We start from the raw sequence: 26,106 nt of genomic DNA, 5'->3' as shown, positions 1-26,106 counted from the left end.
GACCTGATGCACGGATCCCTGTGGGAGCGGGCGTGCCCGCGAATACGATGGTGAATCCACCGCCGCATTCGCGGGCAAGCCCGCTCCCACATGATCGGTGTTGTTGTTCCAGATCACTGGATTAACTGAATACGCAAGTGTATACACTTCCCGCAAAACAATAATTAGCGGGGAGCAGGGGCATGCGTATCTGGCGTAAGAGCATCCAGTGGCAATTGATCGCGAGCATGGGCGCTGCCCTGTTGGCGAGCATCCTGGTGGTGGTGATCATCTTTACGGTGGCGCTCAACCGCCTGACCGAGCGGTACCTGGTCGATACGGCCTTGCCGGCCAGCATCGAAGCCATCCGCAACGACATCGAGCGCATGCTCGGCCAGCCGTTGGTGGCAGCCGCCGACATCGCGGGCAATACACTGCTGCGCGACTGGCTTGCTGCCGGCGAAGATCCCGCAGAGGCTCCCCGCTTCATTGAATACCTGGAAGCTGCCCGGCAGCGTAACCAGGCCTTCACCACCATGTTCGCCGCCACCGGCACCGGTCACTACTACAACGAAAAGGGTCTCGACCGTACCCTTAGCCGCGCCAACCCCAAGGATGCCTGGTTCTACGGCTACATCGACAGCGGCGCCGAGCGCCTGGTCAACATCGATATCGACGGCTCCACAGGCGAGTTGGCGCTGTTCATCGACTACCGCGTGGAAAAAGCGGGCCAGCTGGTGGGGGTGGCCGGCATGGGCCTGCGCATGAGTGAGCTGTCGAAGCTGATCCACGACTTCAGCTTCGGTGAGCACGGCAAGGTGTTCCTGGTGCGCAACGACGGCCTGATTCAGGTGCACCCGGATAACGCCTTCAGCGGCAAGCGTCAGCTGGCCGAGCAGGTTGGCGCCGAGGCGGCGATGGCGGTAATGACTTCAGCAGGCAAATTGCAGAGCAGCCGCTTCAGCCGCGATGGCGAAACCTATGTTGCCCTTGGCCTGCCGCTGCGTGACCTCAACTGGACCTTGGTGGCCGAGGTGCCGGAGTCGGAGATCTACGCACCGATGCGCCATGCGGTATGGCTGACCAGCTTGATCGGCGGTGCCGTGGCGCTGATCTGCCTGTTGCTGGTGGTGTTGCTGGCGCGTGGGCTGGTGCGCCCGATCCGTCGCGTTACCGCCGCGCTGGTACAGATCGGCAGTGGCGGTGGCGACCTCAGCCAGCGGCTGGATGATGCCCGCCAGGATGAACTGGGCGACCTGGCCCGCGGCTTCAACCGCTTCCTCGACAGCCAGCGTGGCTTGATCGGCGAGGTGCTGCGCACCAGCGAGCGCCTCCATCAGGCGGTAGGACAGGTGACCCTGGTGGTGGACAACACCGCCGAGCGCTCCGGGCGGCAGCAGGAAATGACCGAGATGGTCGCCACCGCCGTGCACGAGATGGGGCTGACTGTGCAGGAAATCGCCCGCAATGCCGGTGATGCGGCCCAGGCGTCGCAAACGGCCAGGGATGAAGCCTTGCAGGCCCGTGAGGTGGTGCGGCGCTCGATCCAGGGTATCGAGGGCATGTCGGGAGACATCGGAAAAGCCGCTGGAGCAGTCAGCCAGTTGGCCGATGAAGTGGCCTCGATCGATGAAGTATTGGCTGTGATCCGCAGCATTTCCGAGCAGACCAACCTGCTGGCACTGAATGCCGCCATCGAAGCGGCAAGGGCCGGGGAAATGGGCCGGGGGTTTGCCGTGGTGGCCGACGAAGTGCGGACATTGGCCCGACGCACGCAGCTATCCACCGACGAAGTGCAGCAGATGATCCAGCGGCTCAAGCAAGGTGCGGGTTCGGCGGTGAGCTCGATGCAGGCGGGGCAGCAGGCGACGGGCAGCGGTGTGGAGGCAAGCCAGCGTACCGGGGCCTCGCTCAGTGCGATTACCGATCAGGTCGAGCACATCAGCGACATGAACCACCAAGTGGCCACGGCGACAGAGGAGCAGTCGGCAGTGACCGAGGAAATCAATCGGACGGTGCAAGGCATTTCCGACCTGGCGCGGGAAACAGCAACGGAAGTGCAGGAGAGCCGAAAGGAATGCCAGACCCTGCGTGGGTTGGCCGATGATCTGGCCCGGCAGATGGGTGGTTTCAAACTCTAGATAGGTGCTGAATGTTTCGCGGGCAAGCCCGCTCCCACAGCTACCGCGCCGACCTTGAAGTTGGCGCCTCACCTGTGGGAGCGGGCTCGCCCGCGAATGCGGCCGATCAGGCGCTGATGATGTTGCGGATATCCGCCGCCAGTTCGCGCACCCGTTCCTCTTCGGTATCCCACGAGCACATGAACCGCGCGCCACCGCTGCCGATGAAGGTATAGAAGCGCCAACCCCTGCCGCGCAGCGCTTCGATCGCATGCTCCGGCATCTGCAGGAACACGCCGTTGGCCTCCACCGGGAACATCAGTTCAACGCCCGGCAGATCACTCACCAGCGACGCCAGCAATTGCGCGCAATGGTTGGCATGGGCGCCATGGCGCAACCAGGCGCCATCCTCCAGCAACCCCACCCACGGCGCCGACAGGAAGCGCATTTTCGACGCCAGTTGCCCGGCCTGTTTGCAGCGGTAGTCGAAGTCCTCGGCCAGCTGGCGGTTGAAGAACAGGATCGCCTCGCCCACCGCCATGCCGTTCTTGGTGCCGCCAAAGCACAGCACATCGACGCCGGCCTTCCAGGTCAGCTCGGCCGGGCTGCAGCCGAGAAACGCGCAGGCATTGGTAAAGCGCGCGCCGTCCATGTGCAGGTTCAGGCCCAGCTCCTTGCAGGTGGCGCTGATCGCCTTGAGCTCGTCGGGGCGGTAGACGGTACCGACCTCGGTTGCCTGGGTAAGGGTGACCACCCGTGGCTTGGGGTAGTGGATGTCCTGGCGCTTGAGCGCCACCTCACGGATCGACTGCGGCGTCAGCTTGCCGTTGACGCTTGGCGCGGTCAGCAGCTTGGAGCCGTTGGAGAAGAACTCCGGCGCGCCGCATTCGTCGGTCTCGACGTGGGCGGTCTCGGAGCAGATCACGCTGTGGTAGCTCTGGCACAGCGAAGCCAGGGCCAGGGAGTTGGCGGCGGTGCCGTTGAAGGCGAAGAACACCTCGCAGTCGGTTTCGAACAGGTTGCGGAAGTACTCCGACGCACGCTCGGTCCATTGGTCGTCGCCATAGGCGCGGTCGTGACCGTGGTTGGCTTTCTCCATCGCGGCCCAGGCCTCGGGGCAGATGCCGGAATAGTTGTCGCTGGCGAATTGTTGGCTCTTATCTGTCATGACACTGTCCTGTGAACGACGCAGAACAGCACTCTAAACCATCGTTTCAGCAGTTGACTATACAAGCTGTGCTTGGGCTTGCTCCCGTGTTCTCAGGCCCGGGCTCTTCGCGGGCAAGCCCGCTCCCACAAGGTTTGTGGCAGGGCCTTGCACAGGTGTTGGCCAAGACCTGCGCGGTCCCTGTGGGAGCGGGCTTGCCCGCGAAGGGGCCAGCACCGCAACGAATGTCGTAAACGCGCCATTGCAAGGCGTGCGCAGGCATCTGAGCCGCCCCGGCCAGTCATAACATCGCCACAAAGGGCCACAGTGCCCCACGACAAAAAACGATCGCTGCCGGGAGATACACGATGTTCAGCAAGCAAGACCAGATCCAGGGTTATGACGATGCACTGCTGGCGGCGATGAATGCCGAAGAACAGCGTCAGGAAGATCACATCGAACTGATCGCTTCGGAGAACTACACCAGCAAGCGCGTGATGCAGGCCCAGGGCAGCGGCCTGACCAACAAGTACGCCGAAGGCTACCCAGGCAAGCGCTACTACGGTGGCTGCGAGCACGTCGACAAGGTCGAGGCACTGGCCATCGAGCGTGCCAAGCAGCTGTTCGGTGCCGACTACGCCAACGTCCAGCCGCACTCCGGCTCTTCGGCCAACGGCGCCGTTTACCTGGCCCTGCTGCAGGCCGGTGACACCATCCTCGGCATGAGCCTGGCCCACGGCGGCCACCTGACCCACGGCGCCAAGGTGTCGTCCTCGGGCAAGCTGTACAACGCGGTGCAGTATGGCATCGACACCAACACCGGCCTGATCGACTACGACGAAGTCGAGCGCCTGGCCGTCGAGCACAAGCCGAAGATGATCGTTGCCGGTTTCTCGGCCTACTCCAAGACCCTCGACTTCCCACGCTTCCGCGCCATCGCTGACAAGGTCGGCGCGCTGCTGTTCGTCGACATGGCCCACGTGGCCGGCCTGGTTGCCGCTGGCCTGTACCCGAACCCGATCCCGTTCGCCGACGTGGTCACCACCACCACCCACAAGACCCTGCGCGGCCCGCGTGGCGGCCTGATCCTGGCCAAGTCGAACGAAGAGATCGAGAAAAAACTGAACGCCGCCGTGTTCCCGGGCGCCCAGGGTGGCCCGCTGATGCACGTGATCGCCGCCAAGGCTGTGTGCTTCAAGGAAGCGCTGGAGCCAGGCTTCAAGGCCTACCAGCAACAAGTGATCGAAAACGCCCAGGCCATGGCCCAGGTGTTCATCGACCGCGGCTACGACGTGGTGTCCGGTGGTACCGACAACCACCTGTTCCTGGTCAGCCTGATCCGCCAGGGCCTCACCGGCAAAGATGCCGACGCCGCCCTGGGCCGCGCGCACATCACCGTCAACAAGAACGCCGTGCCGAACGACCCGCAGTCGCCGTTCGTCACCTCCGGCCTGCGCATCGGCACCCCGGCCGTCACCACCCGCGGCTTCAAGGTCGCGCAATGTGTGGCCCTGGCCGGCTGGATCTGCGACATCCTCGACAACCTCGGTGACGCAGACGTCGAAGCCGATGTGGCGAAGAACGTCGCCGCCCTGTGCGCTGACTTCCCTGTTTACCGCTGAGTGGAGTAAACGACCATGCAACGCTACTCGGGCTTCGGCCTTTTCAAGCACTCCCTCAGCCACCACGAAAACTGGCAGCGCATGTGGCGCACACCGACCCCTAAAAAGGTCTATGACGTGGTCATCGTCGGCGGTGGCGGCCATGGCCTGGCCACGGCCTACTACCTGGCCAAAGAACACGGCATCACCAACGTTGCCGTGATCGAGAAGGGCTACCTGGGCGGCGGCAACACCGCCCGTAACACCACCATCGTGCGTTCCAACTACCTGTGGGACGAGTCGGCGCACCTGTACGAGCACGCCATGAAGCTGTGGGAAGGCCTGTCCCAGGACCTCAACTACAACGTCATGTTCTCCCAGCGCGGCGTTTACAACCTGTGCCACACCCTGCAGGACATGCGTGACTCCGAGCGCCGTGTCAGCGCCAACCGCCTCAACGGCGTCGATGGCGAACTGCTGAACACTGCCCAGGTCGCGGCCGAAATCCCGTACCTGGACTGCTCCAAGAACACCCGCTACCCGATCCTCGGCGCCACCGTTCAGCGCCGTGGTGGCGTGGCCCGTCACGACGCCGTGGCCTGGGGCTTCGCCCGTGCCGCCGACGCCCTGGGCGTGGACCTGATCCAGCAGACCGAAGTGATCGGCTTCCGCAAGGAAAACGGCGCGGTCATCGGCGTTGAAACCAACAAAGGCTTCATCGGCGCCAAGCGCGTCGGCGTGGTCACCGCCGGTAACTCCGGGCATATGGCCAAGCTGGCCGGCTTCCGCCTGCCGCTGGAATCGCACCCGCTGCAAGCACTGGTATCCGAGCCGATCAAGCCGATCATCGACTCGGTGATCATGTCCAACGCCGTGCACGGCTACATCAGCCAGTCCGACAAGGGTGACCTGGTGATCGGTGCCGGTATCGACGGCTGGGTCGGCTACGGCCAGCGCGGTTCGTACCCGGTGATCGAGCACACCCTGCAGGCCATCGTCGAGATGTTCCCCAACCTCTCGCGTGTTCGCATGAACCGCCAGTGGGGCGGCATCGTCGACACCTCGCCGGACGCTTGCCCGATCATCACCAAGACCCCGGTCAAGAACATGTTCTTCAACTGCGGTTGGGGTACTGGCGGCTTCAAGGCGACCCCGGGTTCGGGCAACGTCTTCGCCGCGAGCCTGGCCAAGGGCGAAATGCACCCACTGGCCGCGCCGTTCTCCATGGACCGTTTCTACAACGGCGCACTGATCGACGAACACGGCGCCGCCGCCGTCGCCCACTAACCGGAGACACCGTCATGTTGCATATTTTCTGTCCCCACTGCGGCGAGCTGCGCTCCGAAGAAGAGTTCCACGCCTCTGGCCAGGCGCATATCGCCCGCCCGCTGGACCCCAACGCCTGCTCCGACGAGGAGTGGGGTACCTACATGTTCTACCGTGACAACCCGCGCGGGATTCACCATGAACTGTGGGACCACGTTGCCGGCTGCCGCCAGTACTTCAATGTCACCCGCGACACCGTGACCTACGAAATTCTGGAAACCTACAAGATTGGCGAAAAGCCGCAAGTGACCGCCAACGGTAAAGCCGCGAACGCACCGTCGACCGTCAAAGGCCAAGGGGAAAAAGTATGAGCCAGACCTATCGCCTCGCCAGCGGCGGCCGTATCGACCGCAGCAAGGTCCTGAACTTCAGCTTCAACGGCAAGACCTACCAGGGTTATGCCGGTGACAGCCTGGCCGCCGCGTTGCTGGCCAACGGCGTCGACATCGTCGGCCGCAGCTTCAAGTACTCGCGCCCACGCGGCATCATCGCCGCCGGTACCGAAGAGCCGAACGCCATCCTGCAGATCGGCTCCAGCGAAGCCACCCAGATCCCCAACGTGCGTGCCACCCAGCAGGCGCTGTACGCAGGCCTGGTCGCCACTAGCACCAACGGCTGGCCGAACGTCAACAACGACGTCATGGGCATCCTCGGCAAGGTTGGCGGCAGCATGATGCCGCCGGGCTTCTACTACAAAACCTTCATGTACCCGAAATCGTTCTGGATGACGTACGAGAAGTACATCCGCAAAGCCGCCGGCCTGGGTCGTGCGCCGCTGCAGAACGACCCGGACAGCTACGACTACATGAACCAGCACTGCGACGTGCTGATCGTCGGTGCCGGCCCTGCTGGCCTGGCGGCCGCGCTGGCCGCTGCGCGCAGCGGTGCCCGCGTGATCCTGGCTGACGAGCAGGAAGAGTTTGGCGGCAGCCTGCTCGACACCCGCGAAACCCTCGACGGCAAGCCTGCCGCCGACTGGGTCAACGCCGTGGTCAAAGAGCTGGAAAGCCTGCCGGAAGTGACCCTGCTGCCACGCGCCACGGTCAACGGCTACCACGACCATAACTTCCTGACCATTCACGAGCGCCTCACCGACCACCTCGGCGACCGCGCCCCGATCGGCCAGGTTCGCCACCGCGTGCACCGCGTGCGCGCCAAGCGCGTGGTCCTGGCTGCCGGCGCCCACGAGCGCCCGCTGGTGTACGGCAACAACGACCTGCCGGGCAACATGCTGGCCGGCGCCGTGTCCACCTACGTACGCCGTTACGGCGTGGCCCCGGGCCGCAAGCTGGTGCTGTCGACCAACAACGACCACGCCTATCGCGCTGCGCTCGACTGGCACGACGCTGGCCTGCAGGTGGTCGCGATTGCCGACGCCCGCCACAACCCACGCGGTTCGCTGGTTGAAGAAGCACGTGCCAAGGGCATCCGCATCCTCACCTCCAGCGCCGTGATCGAGGCCAAAGGCACCAAGCACGTCAGCGGCGCCCGTGTGGCCGCCATCGATGTGCAGGCGCACAAGGTCACCAGCCCTGGCGAAACCCTCGAATGCGACCTGATCGCCACCTCCGGCGGCTACAGCCCGATCGTGCACCTGGCGTCGCACCTGGGCGGTCGCCCGGTCTGGCGTGAAGACATCCTCGGCTTCGTGCCGGGCGATGCCCCGCAGAAGCGCGAATGCGTGGGCGGCATCAACGGCGTCTACGCCCTGGGCGACGTGATTGCCGATGGCTTCGAAGGCGGCGCTCGCGCAGCCACTGAAGCGGGCTTCAAAGCCACCGTCGGCAGCCTGCCGAAAACCGTGGCACGCAAGGAAGAGGCCACCGTGGCGCTGTTCCAGGTGCCGCACGACAAAGGCACTGCCCGCGCACCCAAGCAGTTCGTCGACCAGCAGAACGACGTCACCGCTGCGGCCATCGAACTGGCCACCCGCGAAGGCTTCGAGTCGGTCGAACACGTAAAACGCTACACCGCACTGGGCTTCGGTACCGACCAGGGCAAGCTGGGCAACATCAACGGCCTGGCCATCGCCGCCCGTTCGATCGGCATCACCATCCCGGAAATGGGCACCACCATGTTCCGCCCGAACTACACGCCGGTGACCTTCGGCGCGGTAGCCGGCCGTCACTGTGGCCACCTGTTCGAGCCGGTGCGCTTCACCGCCCTGCATGCCTGGCACGTGAAGAACGGCGCCGAGTTCGAAGATGTCGGCCAGTGGAAGCGCCCGTGGTACTTCCCGAAAGCCGGTGAAGACATCCATGCGGCCGTGGCCCGTGAATGCAAGGCCGTGCGCGACAGCGTGGGCCTGCTGGACGCTTCGACCCTGGGCAAGATCGACATCCAGGGCCCGGACGCGCGCGAGTTCCTCAACCGCATCTACACCAACGCCTGGACCAAGCTCGACGTGGGCAAGGCCCGCTACGGCCTGATGTGCAAGGAAGACGGCATGGTCTTCGACGACGGCGTGACCGCCTGCGTCGGCGACAACCACTTCATCATGACCACCACCACCGGCGGCGCCGCCCGCGTGCTGCAGTGGATGGAGCTGTACCACCAGACCGAATGGCCGGAGCTGAAGGTGTACTTCACCTCGGTCACCGACCACTGGGCGACCATGACCCTGTCCGGCCCGAACAGCCGCAAGCTGCTGAGCGAGCTGACCGACATCGACATGGACAAGGAAGCCTTCCCGTTCATGACCTGGAAGGAAGGCAGCGTCGGCGGCGTACCGGCCCGCGTGTTCCGTATCTCGTTCACCGGTGAGCTGTCGTACGAAGTCAACGTGCAGGCCAACTACGCCATGGGCGTGCTGGAACAGATCATCGAGGCGGGCAAGAAGTACAACCTGACCCCGTATGGCACCGAGACCATGCACGTACTGCGTGCCGAGAAGGGTTTCATCATCGTTGGCCAGGACACCGATGGCTCGATGAACCCGGACGACCTCAACATGAGCTGGTGCGTGGGCCGCAACAAGCCGTTCTCGTGGATCGGCCTGCGTGGCATGAACCGCGAAGACTGCCTGCGCGACAACCGCAAGCAGCTGGTGGGCCTGAAGCCGATCGACCCGACCAAGTGGCTGCCGGAAGGCGCCCAGCTGGTGTTCGATCCGAAGCAGCCGATCCCGATGGACATGGTTGGCCACGTGACCTCCAGCTACGCCTCCAACTCCCTGGGCTATTCGTTCGCCATGGGTGTGGTCAAGGGCGGCCTCAAGCGCATGGGCGAGCGCGTGTACTCGCCGCAAGCGGATGGCAGCGTGATCGAGGCGGAGATCGTGTCTTCGGTGTTCTTCGATCCGAAGGGTGAGCGGCAGAACGTCTAAGGCCCCCCCGGTAGGTATCGGTGCCTGATTGCAATGATGTCTCTGTGGGAGCGGGCTTGCCCGCGAAGAGGGCGGTGAATCCACCATCGCTTTCGCGGGCAAGCCCGCTCCCACAGGATTGGCGTCTGCGGCAGGCATCATGGTCGAACCCAGAATTCAAGGCAGGTAAGAAATGAGCGCTATCAACGTCTTCCAGCAAAACCCCGGCGCCGAGGCCAAGGCCCAGTCGCCACTGCACCACGCCGACCTGGCCAGCCTGGTTGGCAAAGGCCGCAAGAACGCAGGCGTGACCCTGCGTGAGAAGAAATTCCTCGGCCACCTCACTATCCGTGGCGATGGCCACAACCCGGAATTTGCCGCCGGCGTGCACAAGGCCCTGGGCCTGGAGCTGCCGGTTGCCCTGACCGTGGTCGCCAACAGCGAGATGTCGCTGCAGTGGATGGGCCCCGACGAGTGGCTTCTGATCGTCCCGGGTGGCCAGGAAGTGGCGGTCGAGCAAAAGCTGCGTGCCGCCCTCGAAGGCCAGCACATCCAGGTGGTCAACGTCAGCGGTGGGCAGAGCCTGCTGGAGCTGCGCGGCCCGAATGTGCGCGAAGTGCTGATGAAATCCACCAGCTATGATGTACACCCGAACAACTTCCCGGTCGGCAAGGCGGTCGGCACCGTGTTCGCCAAGTCGCAACTGGTGATCCGCCGCACTGCCGAAGACACCTGGGAACTGGTGATCCGCCGCAGCTTCGCCGATTACTGGTGGCTGTGGCTGCAGGACGCTTCGGCCGAGTACGGCCTGAGCATCGAGGCGTAAGGAGAGCAGAACATGAGTCGGGCACCGGATACCTGGATTCTCACCGCCGACTGCCCGAGCATGCTCGGCACCGTCGACGTGGTGACGCGTTACCTCTACGAGCAGCGCTGCTACGTGACGGAGCACCACTCCTTCGATGACCGGCTGTCGGGGCGTTTCTTCATTCGCGTGGAGTTCCGCCAGCCGGACGATTTCGACGAGGCGGGCTTCCGCGCCGGCCTCGCCGAGCGCAGCGAGGCGTTCGGCATGGCCTTCGAGCTGACCGCACCCAATCACCGCCCCAAGGTGGTGATCATGGTGTCCAAGGCCGACCACTGCCTGAACGACCTGCTGTATCGCCAGCGCATCGGCCAGCTGGCCATGGACGTGGTCGCGGTGGTCTCCAACCACCCGGACCTCGAGCCGTTGGCGCACTGGCACAAGATTCCCTACTACCACTTCGCCCTCGACCCCAAGGACAAGCCGGCGCAAGAGCGCAAGGTGATCCAGGTGATCGAAGAAACGGGTGCGGAGCTGGTGGTGCTCGCCCGCTACATGCAGGTGCTGTCGCCGGAGCTGTGCCGGCGCCTGGACGGCTGGGCGATCAACATTCACCACTCGTTGCTGCCGGGGTTCAAGGGCGCCAAGCCTTATCACCAGGCGTACAACAAGGGTGTGAAGATGGTCGGTGCCACGGCGCACTACATCAACAACGACCTCGACGAAGGGCCGATCATTGCCCAGGGTGTCGAGGTGGTGGACCACAGCCACTACCCGGAAGACCTGATCGCCAAAGGGCGTGATATCGAGTGCCTGACCCTGGCGCGGGCGGTGGGCTACCACATCGAGCGGCGGGTGTTCCTCAACGCCAACCGGACGGTCGTTCTGTAATAGCCTCTACCGGCCATTCGCGGGCAAGCCCGCTCCCACAGGTTATATGCAGCCTTCATGGCTGGCATTTTTCCTGTGGGAGCGGGCTTGCCCGCGAATGGGCCAACACAATTTCCCCTGCCGTTAAAAGGCATCTCCCTGTCGTTTCCAGTCAGTGCAAAGCGCCGTATCAGGCCCACAATTCCCTGCATTCCAGTAACACAAGCCGCCCATGGATGGCGGCGCGTTCACCACCGCTGCATAAATAAAAATCAAGCGAGGTAAGAGCATGTCTGGCAATCGTGGAGTGGTGTATCTCGGCGCGGGCAAGGTCGAGGTGCAGAAGATCGACTACCCGAAAATGCAAGACCCACGCGGCAAGAAGATCGAGCACGGCGTGATCCTCAAGGTGGTTTCCACCAACATCTGCGGCTCCGACCAGCACATGGTCCGCGGCCGCACCACTGCCCAGGTCGGCCTGGTCCTGGGCCACGAAATCACCGGTGAAATCGTCGAGATGGGGCGTGACGTCGAGCGCCTGAAGATCGGCGACCTGGTGTCGGTACCCTTCAACGTCGCCTGCGGCCGCTGCCGCTCGTGCAAAGAAATGCACACCGGTGTCTGCCTCACCGTCAACCCGGCGCGTGCCGGCGGTGCCTACGGCTATGTCGACATGGGCGACTGGACCGGTGGCCAGGCCGAGTATGTGCTGGTGCCGTACGCCGACTTCAACCTGCTGAAACTGCCGGATCGCGACAAGGCCATGGAGAAGATCCGTGACCTGACCTGCCTGTCCGACATCCTGCCAACCGGCTACCACGGCGCCGTCACCGCCGGTGTAGGCCCAGGCAGCACCGTCTACGTCGCCGGTGCCGGCCCGGTCGGCCTGGCCGCCGCTGCCTCGGCGCGCCTGCTGGGCGCCGCCTGCGTGATCGTCGGCGACCTCAACCCGGCCCGCCTGGCCCACGCCAAATCCCAGGGCTTCGAAGTGGTCGACCTGTCCAAGGACACCCCGCTGCACGAGCAGATCGTCGACATCCTCGGCGAGCCGGAAGTGGACTGCGCAGTCGACGCCGTTGGCTTCGAAGCCCGTGGCCACGGCCACGAAGGTGCCAAGCACGAAGCGCCGGCCACCGTGCTGAACTCGCTGATGCAAGTGACCCGTGTTGCCGGCAACATCGGTATCCCGGGCCTTTACGTGACCGAAGACCCGGGCGCGGTGGATGCCGCCGCCAAGATCGGCGCGCTGAGCATCCGCTTTGGCCTGGGCTGGGCCAAGTCGCACAGCTTCCACACCGGCCAGACCCCGACCATGAAGTACAACCGCCAGCTGATGCAGGCAATCATGTGGGACCGCATCAACATTGCCGAAGTGGTGGGCGTGCAGGTGATCAACCTGGATCAGGCGCCGGAAGGGTATGGCGAGTTCGATGCAGGCGTGCCGAAGAAATTCGTGATCGACCCGCACAAGATGTGGGGCGCGGCGTGATGCCGTGATGTAACGAAGAGCCCCTCGTAACGAGGGGCTTTTTCATGGCTGCTCGTCTGGGCTTAGAATCGTAAAGACCGAGCCTTTGTCATCGGTGGCCAGCGGGCCTCCGGGATGGGTTTTGTCTGTACTAACCTCTGCCAGCGGCTGATGGGCATGTCGGATGATGACGCGATACTCGTCGCCTTGTTTCACGGTGGCGAGCTGGCTGAGTTGACCGCCCGAGCCGGCCAGGTAGAAGAAAAGCGAACGGTTGGATGCTTTGCTCATGATTCAAGTCCCTGCCGTGCTGGATGAATGAGGCTGCTTGAGGCCAATTCTGCACAGCTGCAGGGATTTTGATACTGGTAGAAATAACAGTTTAAAGCTGGCGGATCTTTGTTGACGCTTGAGCGGTGGCGGTAACGGGGCGATAATTGAGGTCTCTTTTGTTTCTGTTGTATGAAGGCAGCTTTTTGAAGATGACGGTGTCGTAAAATACGTCTTTATCCGAAATGGGGTAACTTTTTTCTGAAGTCTTTACCATTCCTGAATATCCGTAGACGCGGCGCCCCGTCAGCGTTGAGACAGCTTCTATAAACGAAGGCTGGCCGTTGCCAGCGTCTGCGCTGTGGCAGGCGATGACATGTATGTCGTACTCCGCAACGTTGAATCCAACCTTTTTTTGATCGACTCGATGAACTCACCTGGGGAAATAGGATTTCTTTCGCCGGTTAAATAACCTTCGGTGCCATGGTACACAGCCGTTATCGCTAGCTGGTTTTTGTCTTCCGGATGCTTAGCCAAGTATATCTTTCCGCCGTTGACGGCGCGTCCGTTACCTTGGAACACTCTGGTCTTCGAGAATAAGCGCACGTGCCCGGTAGGATCCTCGTAGTTAACGGGGTCATTTTCTACATACGCATAGGCATTGAGGCCACCGGACGAGAAGGGGCTCAAGCTGTCGGGTGAGTGAAAACGCATCAGCGCCGGGCTGTAGGTTCGATATCCCAAGCCCAGCAAATACGCCCGGGTGAACGGATCCCTATACTGCCCATTGAAAGCGATGGCTACGTTTGGCAGAGCGAGCGCTGTCGACTGACCGTAGGGTGAGTAATTGTAGATACTGATTTCATCCATACGTTATTTGTTTTCGTCTATGGAGGAGGGTGGGAAACCGGCTGGGCGTCCCCGGCTCCAGTATCTGGAAATCTATAGGGTACGACTACTGACAGAAATGTCAGTATGCCGACCTCGCGCCGATGAGGCCGGCACAAGGCTCAGCGCATCATCCCCAACTCGGCATCATCCATCAGCGCCTTGGCCAACGCGCTCAGATAATGTGAAGCCCAAAGCAACTGCGGCTTGTTGTCCATCAGGCCGTCGATGGTCAAATCGCGTACATACCCCATGAGTTCCGAAGCCTGTTCACGAGCATTCTGGCAGGGAATGCCCGGGGCAATGCAGAACAGCGGGTGGGTGTGGCCTTCACCTTGGTAGAAAAAGGTCTTGCCTACGGTGGTCCTGGTGTCGTCGCTGGACATCATTCAATCTCCCTGAAGTTTCTCGACTGCCAGGCCCGGCCCTATCGCGGCTGAAGCCGCTCCTACAAGCCTTGTGCGATCCCTGTAGGAGCGGCTTCAGCCGCGAAGAGCCAGCCCAGCCAACACAAATCTCAAGCCTTCAATGCAGCGTTCGCGGCTCCACCGGCATCTGCACCTGGATCAACGCTGTCTCAAGCAGTAACCGCAGCGTTTCGAGCTCATGCATCGTGGCCATGATCAGAATCGAGGCCGGTGACTTGGGCTGCAGCAGAATCGCCTGATGCGCGACGGTTTGTGCGCATAGCGCGTAGTCCGTGGCCTGGATGAGGGTGTCTTCGAGGGAATGGGAGGTGTGGGGTGGATCGGGGACAATCTTAAGCATGATGGAACACCTTGAATGAGGGCCATCACCATCTGCTGTCAAACAATTGGTGGCAGCTGTACATGGGTTGACAGACCGGTAGGTGAACCAAAACCCGGCGCACACGAAGTGCCCCATGCACAGCTGCCATAAAGGCGAAGCCATGTGATTCATACCAAGGCGGCCTGTCAAAGCCGGTCGCTGATTTCGCAGCGACCGCCCGAGACTAGAGCCCAGCCCAGATCATCGCAATGGCTTAAGCGGCTTGGGACTGTAATTCAGAAATGTCCTACAGGTAAGCGGAAAAAACGGAAAATTGGGCAGCTGGTGTGCTTAGAGTCCAGCGGAATGTAGTCGAACAGAGCCCCTTGAAGGGGCTCTGTTGTCTTGATTAGCCTATGTTTACACTTTGAAGTGGGGGCGCCATTTGTTCAGCATATGTTCTTCCCATAAATCCGCCTTTCCGAGTAGCCTTCATCCTTACTGGCAGTGGTTCTTGCTTTATGTATCCGAGAGCTAAGCTATAGGATTTGTAATTGTCGGTTATCTTCTGTTCGGATTGAAAGGTCGGTGGGGAAAATTCTATGCCTGCTTGCTCTGCGCGGCGCTCTAACTTGGTTGTTAGGTGCGCACGTCTGTCCTCAAGTTTCTTGATTTTTGGATTGTTTTTGATGTATCTCAGTCCTATTCCATCTTCTTTCTTATTTCCAGTAAAAAAATATCCGTCGCTAACGGATTCTTCTTTCCCTGTGTATGCATGGTTTTTTTGGGTTAGGAGTTCAGAAATGGTGTTTTTTAGTTTTTCTAGTGTTGAGTCGTGCTTTTGAATTGATGTACGTCTTGGTTTCCAGAATTTTAAGCCGAAGCGTTGAAATATGGATGCGTGACCACTGGGGTCGATATTATTAATTGGGTCGCACACACAATAACTGTAGGGATTTAACCACCCCAGCCCGAATGGGCTTAGGCTATCGGGAGAGTGAAAACGCATAAGCGTCGTGCTGAATAGTCGGTATCCGTTACCGAGTACATAGCATAGTGTTGAGGCATCTGCCCGTTCACCGTTGAAGCCAAGCATAAGCTTGGTAGAAATTAAGTCAGGATTATGGCCATAGGCAGTGAACGCATAGCGTGCATTCTCATGCACGGTTTGTACGGAAAAAACCGAATTTTTATCGTCTGTTGACAATAGGCTTAAATTGCTGGTGACGGATTCATTCTGCTCGGCCAGTAGCACACCCTCGGCTCTGAGAACGGTACGATGTCGCTGACCTTCTTTAGCGATATTGAATTTTCCGTTTTGATGGAAAAAGTATGTTGTTTGAGACTGATCTTTCATAAAATCACCTCTACGCATGCTGTTTGTCGGTCGCTACGGCAATAGCATCAGTGAGAGGTGGAGTGATTAGCTACTGGCAAAAATGATAGGTACACGGGTCGGGCCATCATTCCACTTGATGTTTAGAACTTGTCTCGATACGCGGTTTGGAACAAACCTCCATACTTTTAGTCAAAGATGTCGTTTCCCAGGCCATCCCGGCCAACGAGGTCCCTCCCGATGAAAGCATTCACCCTGGCAACCCTGATGACCCTGGCCTCAAGCCCGGTGTTCGCCTTCAACCTCAGCGATGCCGCCAACGCCGTCTCCGCCATGCAGAACCAGCAGCAACAAGGTCAGGTACAGGCACCCGAAGGGCAGGCCAACCTGCTCAACACCCTGGGCAGCCAGTTGAACATCACCCCCGAGCAGGCTGTGGGCGGGGCAGGGGCCATGCTGGGGCTGGCGCGCAACAACCTGAGCAGCGACGACTATGGCCAGCTGACCAAGGCCGTGCCGGGCCTGGACCTGTTGTCGGGCGCCAATGCCCTGGGCGGGCTGAGCGGGTTGGGTGAGTTGCTGGGCAACGACAAGGGCAGCCAGTCGGCCCTGGACAAGGCGCTGGGCAACGATGTGGAGAACCGTGGCGATCTGGACAACGCGTTCAAGGCGCTCGGGATGGATACCGGGATGATCGGGCAGTTTGCGCCGTTGATTCTGCAGTACCTGGGGCAGCAGGGGATTGCCGGGTCGTTGTTGCAGAATCTGGGGAGTTTGTGGACTACTCCGGCGCCGCTGGCACAACCCTCGGTCTGAAGGCCGGAGGAGGACATTGTGGGAGCGGGCTTGCCCGCGAACACGGGCGAAGCCCGTGCCATGCACCGCGGTGCCTGCTTCGCGGGCAAGCCCGCTCCCACAGGTTCAGGCCGATTCAGAAAACTCTACTAACTGTACCGGTCGACGGAAGCCGGCGGTCAGTACCGCCAGGTAGGCCAAGCCGAAGGCAAACCAGCACAGGCCAATTACCAAGGTCAGTGCCGATAGGCTGGTCCACAGCCACAGGGTCAGTGCCAACCCCACCAGCGGCACCAGGCCGTAGCACAGCAACCCCTTGAGGTTACGCTGGGCGCCATCGTCCATCAGGTGAGTTTTCACCACCGCCAGGTTTACCGCCGAAAACGCCACCAGCGCACCGAAGCTGATCAGCGAAGCGAGGGTGGCCAGGTCGATCACCAACGCTAGCAGCGAGAACGCTGATACCAGCAGGATGGCGAACACTGGCGTACCGAAGCGCGGTGACAGGTAACCGAAGCTGCGCCGTGGCAGCACGTTGTCGCGCCCCATGGTGAACAGGATGCGCGACACCGCTGCCTGCGAGGCCAGCGCCGAACCCAGGCTGCCGGCGACATACGCGGCGGTGAAGAAGTTGGCCAGGAACTGCCCGCCCGCCTTGAGCATCACCTCGTTGGCCGCCGCATCGGCATTGGCGAAGGTGGTGCCCGGCATCACCAGCTGGCTGACATAGGCCAGCACGGTGAACAGCACGCCGGCGAACAGGGTGGTGAGGATGATCGCCCGTGGCACGTCGCGGCGGGCATCGCGGCATTCTTCGGCCAGGGTCGAGACCGCGTCGAAGCCGAGGAACGACAGGCACAGCACGGCCGCACCGGCCATGATCGCGCCGAATCCAGGCTTGGAGCCGTCGCCCAGCAATGGCGACAAGAGGTCCAGCGGCTGGCCGGCCAACGACTGGCACGACAGCGCGACGAACACCCCGATGAAGACGATCTGCGCACCGACGATCAGGTTGCTGGTCTTGGCCACCGAGTGGATGCCGACCACGTTCAGCACCGTCACCAGCACGATCGAGGCCAGGGCGATGGACCAGGCCGGGATGGCCGGGAAGGCGATGTTGAGGAACAGGCCGATCAGCAGGTAGTTGATCATCGGCAGGAACAGGTAATCCAGCAGCAACGACCAGCCGGCCAGGAAGCCGACGTTGGGGCCGAAGGCCATGTTGGTGTAGGAGTACGCCGAGCCCGCGACCGGGAAGCGCTTGACCATGAAGCTGTAGGATGCGGCGGTGAACAGCATGGCCACCAGGGTGACCATGTAGGCGCCGGCGGTGCGGCCACCGGTGAGTTCGGTGACGATGCCGTAGGTGGTGAAGATGGTCAGCGGGACCATGTATACCAGGCCGAAGAACACCAGGGCGGGGAGGCCGAGAACACGGCGCAGTTGGGCGGAGTTGGAGCTGGGTGGGTTGGCCATTGATCGATCCAGGCATTTTTGTAGTTGTGCTTTGGTCGATTTTTATCCACTTGGGTGGGTGATGACAAAAAAGTATTACTTATTCTAATTATTAGCCTGGGTTTTAATCGGGGTTATGCGCAGTCCTGTGCTGGCTTCTTCGCGGGCACGCCCGCTCCTACAGGTACTGCGCAAAGCTCAAGACCTGTGCAATCCCTGTGGGAGCGGGCGTGCCCGCGAAGAGGCCGGTGCAGGCGGCAAAGGTCTCAGCCTATTTCCGCACGCAGCTGGGCAATCCGCTGGTCCTTCTCCAGCCACAGCTGGTTGACCCAGGCCTGCACGGTCTGGCGGAAGGCCGGATCATTCTCGTAATCGCCATCCCACAATGCCGGGTCCAGCTCACGCACCTGAATGTCGATAATCACCCGGTTGATGCTGCCATTGAGCAAGTCCCAGAACCCTGGCGCCTGCTTGCCGGGATAGACGATGGTCACGTCCAGCAGCGCGTCCAGCTGCTCGCCCAGCGCCGCCAGCACGAATGCCACGCCGCCGGCCTTGGGCTTGAGCAGGTAGCGATAGGGCGATTGCTGTTCGCGGTGCTTGGCCTCGGTGAAGCGGGTGCCTTCGAGGTAGTTGACCACCGTCACCGGCTGGCGCTTGAACAGCTCGCAGGCGGCCTTGGTGATCTCCAGGTCCTTGCCCTTGAGCTCCGGGTGCTTCTCGAGGAAAGCCTTGCTGTAGCGCTTCATGAACGGGTAATCCAGGCCCCACCAGGCCAGGCCCAGCAGCGGTACCCAGATCAGCTCCTTCTTGAGGAAGAACTTGAAGAACGGTGTGCGGCGGTTGAGGCTTTCGATCAGCGCCGGGATGTCGACCCAGGTCTGGTGGTTGCTGACGGCCAGGTAGGAGGTGTCCTTGCGCAGGTTCTCGACGCCACGGATGTCCCATTGGGTGGGGATGCACAGGGCAAAGATGGCCTTGTCGATTTCCGACCAGGTCTCGGCGACCCACATCACCGCCCACGAGGCATAGTCACGCCCACGGCCAGGCAGCACCAGCTTGAGCAGGGCGAAGACCAGCAGCGGGCAGATCAACACCACGGTGTTGAGCAGCAGCAGGGTGGTCGTAAGAATGCCGGTAAACAGGCGACGCATAAGGAAACTCTTGTTGTGGGAAATTAGCAGGGCGCAATGATAAGCAGCGCCGTGGTCTACGCCAAATGTCCAATGCCCGACGGTGGGGACAAATGTTTCACAACATGTTGTTTAGGCTTGTGACAGCGAACCTATCCTGCCAGTGCAGTCTAAGCACTGACCCTTCTCAAGGAAGCCTGCCTGTGAAATCTCTGCTTGCCCTGTTGTCGCTGTTGGCGTTGCCGGTGATGGCCGCCGAACCCACGCTCTATGGCCGTTACGAGAACATCAAGTTGCCGGAACTGGGCGGTGAAACCCTGAAGGCCAAGATGGACACCGGTGCCTTCACCGCGTCGCTGTCGGCCAAGGACATCGAGCTGTTCAACCGCGATGGTGAGGAATGGGTGCGCTTCCGCCTGGCGACCAAGGACGCCGACGGCAAGGTATACGAGCACAAGGTCTCGCGCATCAGCAAGATCAAGGGCCGTGCCGATGAAGAGGACGAGGGTGATGCGCCGGAGATCTCCAAGCGGCCGGTGGTCGACCTGGAGCTGTGCCTGGGTGATGTGAAGCGGACCGTGGAGGTCAACCTGGTGGACCGCAGCAACTTCAACTACCCGTTGCTGATTGGCTCCAAGGCGCTGCGCGAGTTCAAGGCGGCGGTCAACCCGGCCAAGAAATTTACCGCTGGCAAGCCTGACTGCTGATTTCGGCTGGCTTTACTGGCCCTTTCGCGGGCAAGTCCGCTCCCACAGGTATGGCGCAAGTCTAGGGCTGTGCGCCGTACCAGTGGGAGCGGGCTTGCCCGCGAAGAGGGCCTTCAGGCCACCGGAGCAGTGGCGGCCATCGACGGTCGCTGGCTCACCTCGGCATACCAAGCTGCCAAGCCAGGCTGGCGTTCCCGCCAGCCGAACTCAGGCTGACGCAAGTCCAGATACCCTAGCGCACAGGCCACGCCGATGGCCGCCAGATCGAACCCTGACGCCAGTTCGGCCAGGTGCTCCTGCTCAAGGTTGGCCAGGCTGCGGCGAATTTTCTCGGATTGCGCTTCGAGCCAGCCATCCCAGCGCTTCTCCTCGGGCCGCAGGAAGCTCTCGTAACGGCTCGACACCGCCGCATCCATGATCGCATCGGCCTGGGAGGCCAAGGTCATGCGCCGCCAGCGCGCCGAACCCTCGCGTGGCAGCAGCGGCAGGCCGACATGCTGCAGGTCGAGGTATTCACAGATGACCCGGCTGTCGTGCAGCACGGTACCGTCTTCCAGGCGCAGGGCCGGGATCTTGCCGATCGGGTTGCCCTGGTTGAGCTGCTCGTCGCCGCTCACCGGGCTGATGTTCACCGGCTGCAGGCTCACGCGTTGCAGCTGGCCGGTCTCGTGCAGCACCACCATGACCTTGCGCACGAAGGGCGACAAAGGCGAGTGGAACAGGGTCATCGTGCTCATGGTTCAGTTGCCCTGCAGGCTGGGTGGCAGGCACACGCCGGTACCGCCGATGCCGCAGTAGCCGTTCGGGTTCTTGGCCAGGTACTGCTGGTGGTAGGCCTCGGCGAAATACACGGTCGGTGCCTGGTCGATTTCGGTGGTGATCTCGCCGAAGCCGGCCTTGCTCAGCTCGGCCTGGAAGGCATCACGGCTGGCCTTTGCCTGTTCGAGCTGTTCAGGGCTGGTGCAGTAGATGGCCGAGCGGTACTGGGTGCCGACATCGTTGCCCTGGCGCATGCCCTGGGTCGGGTTGTGCAGTTCCCAGAACATCGCCAGCAGCTCGCGGTAGCTGACCTTGTCCTTGTCGAACACCACCAGCACCACTTCGGTGTGGCCGGTCAGGCCCGAGCAGACTTCTTCGTAAGTCGGGTGCGGGGTGAAGCCGCCGGCGTAGCCGACCACGGTGCTGACCACGCCTTCACGCTGCCAGAAGCGGCGCTCGGCGCCCCAGAAGCAGCCCAGGCCGAAGATCGCGAAGTCGATGGCGCCTTCGAAGAACGGGCCGAGCAGTGGGGTGCCTTCGAATACGTAGTGGAACTCGGGCAGCTGCATGGGCGTCTCGCGGCCAGGCAGGGCCTGCTCCGCGGTAGGCATGACGTTTTTGTTCACCAGGATTTCCGAGCGCAGGACCATGGCTGTTCCTCTGTGTCTATTCAGTTGGATAGGTGTTGGGGCCTTCGCGGGCACGCCCGCTCCCACAGGGATCGCCACAGGGCTGATGGGGAGTACCTGTGGGAGCGGGCTTGCCCGCGAAAGGGCCCGAATGGGTTCTATAGTGCCCGAGCTTGGCGCTGCTGTCAGGCCATTGGACCGCGTGGATAGCGCTTGAGTTTTTCTTCCAGCTCGCGGCCCGGGATCGGCCGGTCGAACAGGTAGCCCTGGCCGACGTCGCAGCGGTGCCGGCGCAGGAACGCCAGTTGCTCCGGCGTTTCGATGCCTTCGGCCACCACCTTGAGCTTGAGGTTGTGGGCCATGGCCACCACCGCCGAGGTGATTTCCATGTCGTCCTGGTTGTCGGGGATCTCGTTGATGAAGCTGCGGTCGATCTTGATGATGTCGATCGGGAACTTCTTCAGGTAGCTCAACGACGAGTAGCCGGTGCCGAAGTCGTCCATGGCCAGGGTCAGGCCCAGGGCCTTGAGCTCATCGAGCTGGCGGTGAGTGTCTTCGGTGGCTTCCAGCAGCAGGCCTTCGGTCAGCTCCAGTTCCAGCAGGTGCGGGGGCAGGCCTTCTTCCTTGAGGATCGAACCGATCGAGGCCACCAGGTCGGGGTCGGAAAACTGCTTGGGCGACAGGTTGATGGCCACGTGCAGGCAGCCCATGCCGGCCAGCTGCAGCTGTTGGCTCATGCGGCACGACTGGCGCACCACCCACTTGCCGATGGGGATGATCAGGCCGGTTTCTTCGGCCACGCTGATGAACTGGTCCGGGCGGATCATGCCGCGCTCGGGGTGGTTCCAGCGCAGCAACGCCTCAAGGCCCAGCAGGCGGCCGCTGCGCAGGCACAGCTTGGGCTGGTAGAACACCTCCAGCTCGTTCTGGGTCAAGGCGCGGCGCAGGTTGTTCTCGACGAACAGCTTGTAGCTGGCTTCGGCGTTGAGCACTTCGGTAAACACCTGCACCTGGTGCTTGCCGTTGGCCTTGGCCTTGTGCAGGGCGAGGCCGGCGTTCTTCATCAGGGTGGTCGGGTCGCTGCCGTGCAGCGGCGCGCAGGCCAGGCCCACCGAGGCGGTGACGTTGATCAGCTGGTTGTCGACGAACATCGGCTTGTCGAGGGTGCGCAGCAATTGCAGGGCGACGCCCTGGCCGTCTTCCAGGCTGGTGTCGTCGAGCAGCACGGCGAACTCGTTGCTGGCGAAACGGGCCAGCACGCCGTTGGCGCTCAGGCTGTTGCGCAGGCGCCGGGCCAGGCTGATCAGCAGCTTGTCGCCGGTCTGGTGGCCGAGGCTGTCGTTGATCCGCTTGAAGTTGTCGATGTCCACCAGCAGCAGGCAGATCGGGTTCTCGCTGTCCCGGGCGAAGCGCTCGTCGAGCTTGCGGATGAACGCCGGGCGGTTGCCGAGGTTGGTCAGGTTGTCGGTGTAGGCCAGGCGCTCGATGCGCTGCTGGGCCAGCTTGGTCTGGGTGACGTCTTCGTAGATGCCGATATAGTGGGTCAGCTCACGGTTGTCGCCGTACACCTTGGAAATCGACAGCTGGCCCCAGTAGGGCTCGAGGTTCTTGCGCCGGCTCTTGAATTCACCCTGCCAGCTGTTGCCCATGGCCAGGCTCGACGGTGAGTCGAACAGCAGCTCGCTGAGGTTTTCCAGGGCTGGCAGCTCGGCCAGGTGGTGGCCTTGGACTTCCTCGGTGCTGTACTGGGTGATGGCCGTGAAGCTTGGGTTGACGTACTCCACCACGCCGTCGCGGTTGACCAGCAGGAAGGCGCTCGCGCTCTGTTCCACGGCCCGCTGGAACAGGTGCAGGGCGCTGGCGGCGGTGCGCCGGTTGTGGTTGGTGATGACCTGGGCGAACTGGTCGGCCAGCTCACCGGCAAAGGCGATTTCATCGGACTGCCAGGCGCGCGGCTGGCCGGTCTGCTCCAGGCATAGCACGCCCACCACCTGGCCATCGACGCGGATGCTGGCGTCGAGCATGGCATTGTTGTCGGCGGACAGGGTTTCGGCCAGTTCACGGGTGCGTGGGTCGTGGCTGGCGTTGTGCGCGTCGATTGCGCGGCTGGCGTGCAGGGCTTCCAGGTAGTCGGGGAAACGGCTGGCATCGATCGGCTCGGGCAGGCGGTGCACCTGGTCGTCGCGCAGCCAGGCACTGATCGGCTCCAGGCGCTGGTCTTCCAGGTGCCAGATGCTGGCGCTGTCGACCTTGTAGATTTCGCAGGCGCTGCGGGTGATCAGCTGGGCGGCTTCGAGCAGCGAGTTTTCGGCACTGTAGCGCTGGCGGGCGAGGCGCAGGATCAGGTCCTGCTGGGCGCGCACGCGTTCCAGATGCTCAAGCTGTTCCTGCTGGGCGCGCTGATTGATCTGCAGGGCCAGTTGCAGGCGATTGTTGCGCGATTCCAGGTCGTCGGTGTCGTCGCTGTCGTCTTCGTCATCGAGCACCGTCAGGAAGCCACGCAGCAGCTGGCGGTTGTGCTGCTTGAACGCCTCGCCGGCTTCCAGCAGGCGCAACGCGCGTGACTGGGTATGCAGGGTATAGCGCACCCGGTAATAGCCGCGGTTGCTCAGTTGCAGCTGAATCTCGTCGTGCAGGCGGTAGCGTGCCTCGGGTTCCATCAGGCTGGCATAGGGCGAGTCGATCAGGGCGCACAGCTCGGACGCGGGCAGGCCGAACTGGCGATCGCAGGCTGGGTCCAGGTAGAGCATCGCCCAGTTGGCTTCGTTCAGCCTTTCGAAACGCAGCATGCCGAGCCGCGAGGGCACGGGGAGCTGCGTGACGACCTCGGCCGCCACACGGCTGGCGGCATCGGGTTGGCTTTTCATCGAAGACTCGCTTGAAGGGTGACGCGGCCTGGGCGGCGGCGCATCTGGCAAGGTTGCATCATGTCCCTGAGGCTGGCAAGCGGCCATGAGGGCTGTCATGTACAGGTTTTCGGCCGCTGGGCTGAAATCCTTAGTTTGGCTTGAGCATTTCGGGGCCGCCTTGCGGCCCTCCCAGCTTTCTCGCAGGCAAAAAAAAGCCCCGCCAGCTGGCGGGGTTGAGGTACGAGCGTGGCAGCTCGAAAAGGGTGCTGCCCCTCGCAGGGAGGGGCAGTGTGCCGCCTTACAGCAGCATGGTGCGGATATCGCCCAGCACGTCGCCCAGGCGCTTGGTGAAGCGCGCGGCGGCAGCGCCGTTGATCACACGGTGATCGTAGGACAGCGACAGAGGCAGCATCAGCTTCGGCTGGAAGGCCTTGCCATCCCAGACCGGCTGCATGGTCGCCTTGGAGACGCCCAGGATCGCCACTTCCGGCGCGTTGACGATCGGCGTGAAGCCGGTGCCGCCAATGTGGCCGAGGCTGGAGATGGTGAAGCAGGCACCTTGCATCTCGTCGGCCGAGAGCTTCTTGGTGCGCGCCTTCTCGGCCAGTGCAGCGGCTTCGGCAGCCAGTTGCAGCAGGCTCTTCTGGTCGACGTTCTTGATCACAGGGACCAGCAGGCCGTCCGGGGTGTCCACGGCGAAGCCGATGTGCACGTACTTCTTGCGGATGATGGCCTTGCCGCTTGGCGCCAGCGAGCTGTTGAAGTCCGGCAGTTCCTTGAGCAGGAAGGCGCAGGCCTTGAGCAGCAGTGGCAGCACGGTCAGCTTGACGCCAGCCTTCTCGGCCACGGCCTTCTGCGCAACGCGGAAGGCTTCCAGCTCGGTGATGTCGGCGGAGTCGAACTGGGTCACGTGCGGCACGTTCAGCCAGCTGCGGTGCAGGTTGGCGGCACCGACCTGCATCAGGCGGGTCAGGGCCACTTCTTCCACTTCACCGAACTTGCTGAAGTCAACGGCAGGGATCGGCGGGATGCCAGCGCCACCGGTTGCACCAGCGGCGGCTGGAGCTTCCTTGGCTTTTTGCATCATCGCCTTGACGTACACCTGCACGTCTTCTTTCAGGATGCGGCCGTGCGGACCGGTGGCGGCAACTGCGCCCAGGTCGACGCCGAATTCACGGGCCAGCTGGCGAACTGCCGGGCCGGCGTGAACCTTGGCGTTGCTGCCGGCAGCCGGGGCGGTAGCGACCGGAGCCGGAGCAGCAGCCGGGGCGGCAGCGGCAGGTGCAGCGGCCGGAGCCGCCTCAGCCTTAACCGGGGCAGCAGCAGCGGCAGGTGCCGGAGCGGCAGCCGGCGCGGCGCCAGCAACTTTGAGCTTGAAGATCAGGTCGCCAGTGCCGACTTCGTCTTCCAGCTTGCACAGCACTTCTTCGACCACGCCGGCAGCCGGCGACGGGATTTCCATGGAGGCCTTGTCGGACTCCAGGGTAATCAGCGACTGGTCGGCTTCGACGGTGTCGCCGACCTTGACCAGCACTTCGATGATCTTTGCCTTGCCCGACGAGCCGATGTCCGGCACGTGGATGTCCTGCACGCTGGCGGCAGCCGGTGCTGCTGCCGGAGCAGGGGCGGCTTCGGCAGCCGGCGCTGGCGCAGCAGCTGGCGCCGGAGCGGCAGCCGGAGCCTCAGGGGCCGCAGCAGCGGCGCCCTCGGCTTCCAGGACCAGCAGCTCGTCGCCTTCTTTCAGGCGGTCGCCCAGCTTGACCTTGAGTTCCTTGATCACGCCGGCCTTGGGGGCCGGGATCTCCATGGAGGCCTTGTCGGACTCCAGGGTCAGCAGGCTCTGGTCAGCCTCGATACGATCACCGACCTTGACGAACAGCTCGATGATTTCACCTTCACCGCTGCCGATGTCAGGTACGCGAATGAGTTCGCTCAC

The 26,106-nt window shown here is 62.5% G+C and carries 22 protein-coding genes; 10 read left to right on the top strand and 12 right to left on the bottom strand.

All coding sequences use genetic code 11. From position 1 onward, the window contains the following. Nucleotides 1-182: 182 nt before the first annotated feature. Nucleotides 183-2,120, top strand: coding sequence for a methyl-accepting chemotaxis protein (locus CAF78_RS14245; protein WP_085676305.1), 1,938 nt, complete (start codon nucleotides 183-185; stop codon nucleotides 2,118-2,120). A 106-nt stretch (nucleotides 2,121-2,226) separates the two neighbouring features. Here CAF78_RS14245 and CAF78_RS14240 read toward each other — a convergent pair whose 3' ends face one another. Further along, complete coding sequence (locus tag CAF78_RS14240) at nucleotides 2,227-3,267, bottom strand: low specificity L-threonine aldolase (protein WP_085676304.1); 1,041 nt, start codon at nucleotides 3,265-3,267, stop codon at nucleotides 2,227-2,229. A 347-nt stretch (nucleotides 3,268-3,614) separates the two neighbouring features. On the opposite strand from CAF78_RS14240, the gene CAF78_RS14235 reads away from it, so the two are divergent. The 7 genes from CAF78_RS14235 to fdhA all read left to right on the top strand — a co-directional run bounded on the left by CAF78_RS14235 (nucleotide 3,615) and on the right by fdhA (nucleotide 12,641). Beyond that, the gene (locus tag CAF78_RS14235) at nucleotides 3,615-4,868 is read left to right on the top strand and encodes a serine hydroxymethyltransferase (protein WP_003255681.1); all 1,254 of its coding nucleotides are present in this window, start codon (nucleotides 3,615-3,617) and stop codon (nucleotides 4,866-4,868) included. Between the two features lie 15 nt (nucleotides 4,869-4,883). Next, the gene (locus CAF78_RS14230) at nucleotides 4,884-6,134 is read left to right on the top strand and encodes a sarcosine oxidase subunit beta family protein (RefSeq protein WP_003255680.1); all 1,251 of its coding nucleotides are present in this window, start codon (nucleotides 4,884-4,886) and stop codon (nucleotides 6,132-6,134) included. 14 nt (nucleotides 6,135-6,148) lie between these two features. Then, entirely contained in the window at nucleotides 6,149-6,484 is a 336-nt protein-coding gene (locus CAF78_RS14225; protein WP_012270119.1) for a sarcosine oxidase subunit delta, read from the top strand. Then, entirely contained in the window at nucleotides 6,481-9,498 is a 3,018-nt protein-coding gene (locus CAF78_RS14220; protein ID WP_085676303.1) for a sarcosine oxidase subunit alpha, read from the top strand. The genes CAF78_RS14225 and CAF78_RS14220 overlap by 4 nt, the downstream gene beginning before the upstream one ends. Before the next feature lie 172 nt (nucleotides 9,499-9,670). Further along, nucleotides 9,671-10,303, top strand: a complete 633-nt coding sequence (locus CAF78_RS14215; RefSeq protein WP_085676302.1) for a sarcosine oxidase subunit gamma — start codon at nucleotides 9,671-9,673, stop codon at nucleotides 10,301-10,303. Between the two features lie 12 nt (nucleotides 10,304-10,315). Then, on the top strand, nucleotides 10,316-11,173 hold the full coding sequence (purU, locus tag CAF78_RS14210; protein WP_060512211.1) for a formyltetrahydrofolate deformylase: 858 nt from the start codon (nucleotides 10,316-10,318) through the stop codon (nucleotides 11,171-11,173). A gap of 268 nt (nucleotides 11,174-11,441) precedes the next feature. Further along, nucleotides 11,442-12,641 carry a formaldehyde dehydrogenase, glutathione-independent gene (gene fdhA, locus CAF78_RS14205; protein ID WP_060480490.1) on the top strand — a complete coding sequence of 400 codons (1,200 nt, stop codon included), beginning with the start codon at nucleotides 11,442-11,444 and terminating at the stop codon, nucleotides 12,639-12,641. Nucleotides 12,642-12,683: 42 nt separating this feature from the next. On the opposite strand, the gene CAF78_RS14200 is transcribed toward fdhA, so the two are convergent. The 5 genes from CAF78_RS14200 to CAF78_RS14180 form a co-directional block, all read right to left on the bottom strand. Then, nucleotides 12,684-12,911: a hypothetical protein gene (locus CAF78_RS14200; protein WP_085676301.1), complete on the bottom strand. Its 228-nt coding sequence runs from the start codon at nucleotides 12,909-12,911 to the stop codon at nucleotides 12,684-12,686. A 303-nt stretch (nucleotides 12,912-13,214) separates the two neighbouring features. Then, on the bottom strand, nucleotides 13,215-13,760 hold the full coding sequence (locus tag CAF78_RS29040) for an RHS repeat-associated core domain-containing protein (protein ID WP_085676300.1): 546 nt from the start codon (nucleotides 13,758-13,760) through the stop codon (nucleotides 13,215-13,217). Nucleotides 13,761-13,900: 140 nt separating this feature from the next. Then, on the bottom strand, nucleotides 13,901-14,164 hold the full coding sequence (locus tag CAF78_RS14190; RefSeq protein WP_085676441.1) for a DUF3077 domain-containing protein: 264 nt from the start codon (nucleotides 14,162-14,164) through the stop codon (nucleotides 13,901-13,903). Nucleotides 14,165-14,303: 139 nt separating this feature from the next. Continuing rightward, nucleotides 14,304-14,546 (bottom strand): hypothetical protein, encoded by a 243-nt coding sequence (locus tag CAF78_RS14185; protein ID WP_085676299.1) that lies wholly within the window; start codon nucleotides 14,544-14,546, stop codon nucleotides 14,304-14,306. A 370-nt stretch (nucleotides 14,547-14,916) separates the two neighbouring features. Then, complete coding sequence (locus CAF78_RS14180; protein WP_158090046.1) at nucleotides 14,917-15,864, bottom strand: RHS repeat-associated core domain-containing protein; 948 nt, start codon at nucleotides 15,862-15,864, stop codon at nucleotides 14,917-14,919. 219 nt (nucleotides 15,865-16,083) lie between these two features. On the opposite strand from CAF78_RS14180, the gene CAF78_RS14175 reads away from it, so the two are divergent. Continuing rightward, nucleotides 16,084-16,659, top strand: coding sequence for a DUF2780 domain-containing protein (locus CAF78_RS14175; protein WP_085676297.1), 576 nt, complete (start codon nucleotides 16,084-16,086; stop codon nucleotides 16,657-16,659). Between the two features lie 105 nt (nucleotides 16,660-16,764). Here CAF78_RS14175 and CAF78_RS14165 read toward each other — a convergent pair whose 3' ends face one another. Then, entirely contained in the window at nucleotides 16,765-18,114 is a 1,350-nt protein-coding gene (locus CAF78_RS14165; RefSeq protein ID WP_085676296.1) for an APC family permease, read from the bottom strand. Between the two features lie 245 nt (nucleotides 18,115-18,359). Further along, a complete protein-coding gene (locus CAF78_RS14160) occupies nucleotides 18,360-19,247 on the bottom strand; it encodes an acyltransferase (protein WP_085676295.1) in 888 nt (295 codons plus the stop codon). Between the two features lie 182 nt (nucleotides 19,248-19,429). On the opposite strand from CAF78_RS14160, the gene CAF78_RS14155 reads away from it, so the two are divergent. After that, a complete protein-coding gene (locus CAF78_RS14155; protein WP_085676294.1) occupies nucleotides 19,430-19,933 on the top strand; it encodes an ATP-dependent zinc protease in 504 nt (167 codons plus the stop codon). Nucleotides 19,934-20,046: 113 nt separating this feature from the next. Here the strand turns inward: CAF78_RS14155 and CAF78_RS14150 are convergent, their stop codons facing one another. The 4 genes from CAF78_RS14150 to aceF form a co-directional block, all read right to left on the bottom strand. Further along, a complete protein-coding gene (locus CAF78_RS14150) occupies nucleotides 20,047-20,670 on the bottom strand; it encodes a glutathione S-transferase (protein WP_085676293.1) in 624 nt (207 codons plus the stop codon). A 3-nt stretch (nucleotides 20,671-20,673) separates the two neighbouring features. Further along, a complete protein-coding gene (gene msrA, locus CAF78_RS14145) occupies nucleotides 20,674-21,342 on the bottom strand; it encodes a peptide-methionine (S)-S-oxide reductase MsrA (protein ID WP_085676292.1) in 669 nt (222 codons plus the stop codon). A gap of 164 nt (nucleotides 21,343-21,506) precedes the next feature. Next, nucleotides 21,507-24,188 carry a bifunctional diguanylate cyclase/phosphodiesterase gene (locus CAF78_RS14140; protein ID WP_085676291.1) on the bottom strand — a complete coding sequence of 894 codons (2,682 nt, stop codon included), beginning with the start codon at nucleotides 24,186-24,188 and terminating at the stop codon, nucleotides 21,507-21,509. A gap of 280 nt (nucleotides 24,189-24,468) precedes the next feature. After that, complete coding sequence (aceF, locus tag CAF78_RS14135; RefSeq protein WP_085676290.1) at nucleotides 24,469-26,106, bottom strand: dihydrolipoyllysine-residue acetyltransferase; 1,638 nt, start codon at nucleotides 26,104-26,106, stop codon at nucleotides 24,469-24,471.

Origin of the sequence: Pseudomonas sp. R28(2017) (assembly GCF_002112505.1) — a bacterium.
Classification (GTDB): Bacteria; Pseudomonadota; Gammaproteobacteria; order Pseudomonadales; family Pseudomonadaceae; genus Aquipseudomonas.
This window is presented reverse-complemented; position numbering and strand designations above follow the sequence as displayed.

What these genes read in the sequence shown, in the direction of transcription:
- CAF78_RS14245 (WP_085676305.1), top strand. Translation starts at nt 183, where the DNA reads ATGCGTATCTGGCGTAAGAGCATCCAGTGGCAATTGATCGCGAGCATG.
- CAF78_RS14240 (WP_085676304.1), bottom strand. Translation starts at nt 3,267, where the DNA reads ATGACAGATAAGAGCCAACAATTCGCCAGCGACAACTATTCCGGCATC.
- CAF78_RS14235 (WP_003255681.1), top strand. Translation starts at nt 3,615, where the DNA reads ATGTTCAGCAAGCAAGACCAGATCCAGGGTTATGACGATGCACTGCTG.
- CAF78_RS14230 (WP_003255680.1), top strand. Translation starts at nt 4,884, where the DNA reads ATGCAACGCTACTCGGGCTTCGGCCTTTTCAAGCACTCCCTCAGCCAC.
- CAF78_RS14225 (WP_012270119.1), top strand. Translation starts at nt 6,149, where the DNA reads ATGTTGCATATTTTCTGTCCCCACTGCGGCGAGCTGCGCTCCGAAGAA.
- CAF78_RS14220 (WP_085676303.1), top strand. Translation starts at nt 6,481, where the DNA reads ATGAGCCAGACCTATCGCCTCGCCAGCGGCGGCCGTATCGACCGCAGC.
- CAF78_RS14215 (WP_085676302.1), top strand. Translation starts at nt 9,671, where the DNA reads ATGAGCGCTATCAACGTCTTCCAGCAAAACCCCGGCGCCGAGGCCAAG.
- purU (WP_060512211.1), top strand. Translation starts at nt 10,316, where the DNA reads ATGAGTCGGGCACCGGATACCTGGATTCTCACCGCCGACTGCCCGAGC.
- fdhA (WP_060480490.1), top strand. Translation starts at nt 11,442, where the DNA reads ATGTCTGGCAATCGTGGAGTGGTGTATCTCGGCGCGGGCAAGGTCGAG.
- CAF78_RS14200 (WP_085676301.1), bottom strand. Translation starts at nt 12,911, where the DNA reads ATGAGCAAAGCATCCAACCGTTCGCTTTTCTTCTACCTGGCCGGCTCG.
- CAF78_RS29040 (WP_085676300.1), bottom strand. Translation starts at nt 13,760, where the DNA reads ATGGATGAAATCAGTATCTACAATTACTCACCCTACGGTCAGTCGACA.
- CAF78_RS14190 (WP_085676441.1), bottom strand. Translation starts at nt 14,164, where the DNA reads ATGTCCAGCGACGACACCAGGACCACCGTAGGCAAGACCTTTTTCTAC.
- CAF78_RS14185 (WP_085676299.1), bottom strand. Translation starts at nt 14,546, where the DNA reads ATGCTTAAGATTGTCCCCGATCCACCCCACACCTCCCATTCCCTCGAA.
- CAF78_RS14180 (WP_158090046.1), bottom strand. Translation starts at nt 15,864, where the DNA reads ATGAAAGATCAGTCTCAAACAACATACTTTTTCCATCAAAACGGAAAA.
- CAF78_RS14175 (WP_085676297.1), top strand. Translation starts at nt 16,084, where the DNA reads ATGAAAGCATTCACCCTGGCAACCCTGATGACCCTGGCCTCAAGCCCG.
- CAF78_RS14165 (WP_085676296.1), bottom strand. Translation starts at nt 18,114, where the DNA reads ATGGCCAACCCACCCAGCTCCAACTCCGCCCAACTGCGCCGTGTTCTC.
- CAF78_RS14160 (WP_085676295.1), bottom strand. Translation starts at nt 19,247, where the DNA reads ATGCGTCGCCTGTTTACCGGCATTCTTACGACCACCCTGCTGCTGCTC.
- CAF78_RS14150 (WP_085676293.1), bottom strand. Translation starts at nt 20,670, where the DNA reads ATGAGCACGATGACCCTGTTCCACTCGCCTTTGTCGCCCTTCGTGCGC.
- msrA (WP_085676292.1), bottom strand. Translation starts at nt 21,342, where the DNA reads ATGGTCCTGCGCTCGGAAATCCTGGTGAACAAAAACGTCATGCCTACC.
- CAF78_RS14140 (WP_085676291.1), bottom strand. Translation starts at nt 24,188, where the DNA reads ATGAAAAGCCAACCCGATGCCGCCAGCCGTGTGGCGGCCGAGGTCGTC.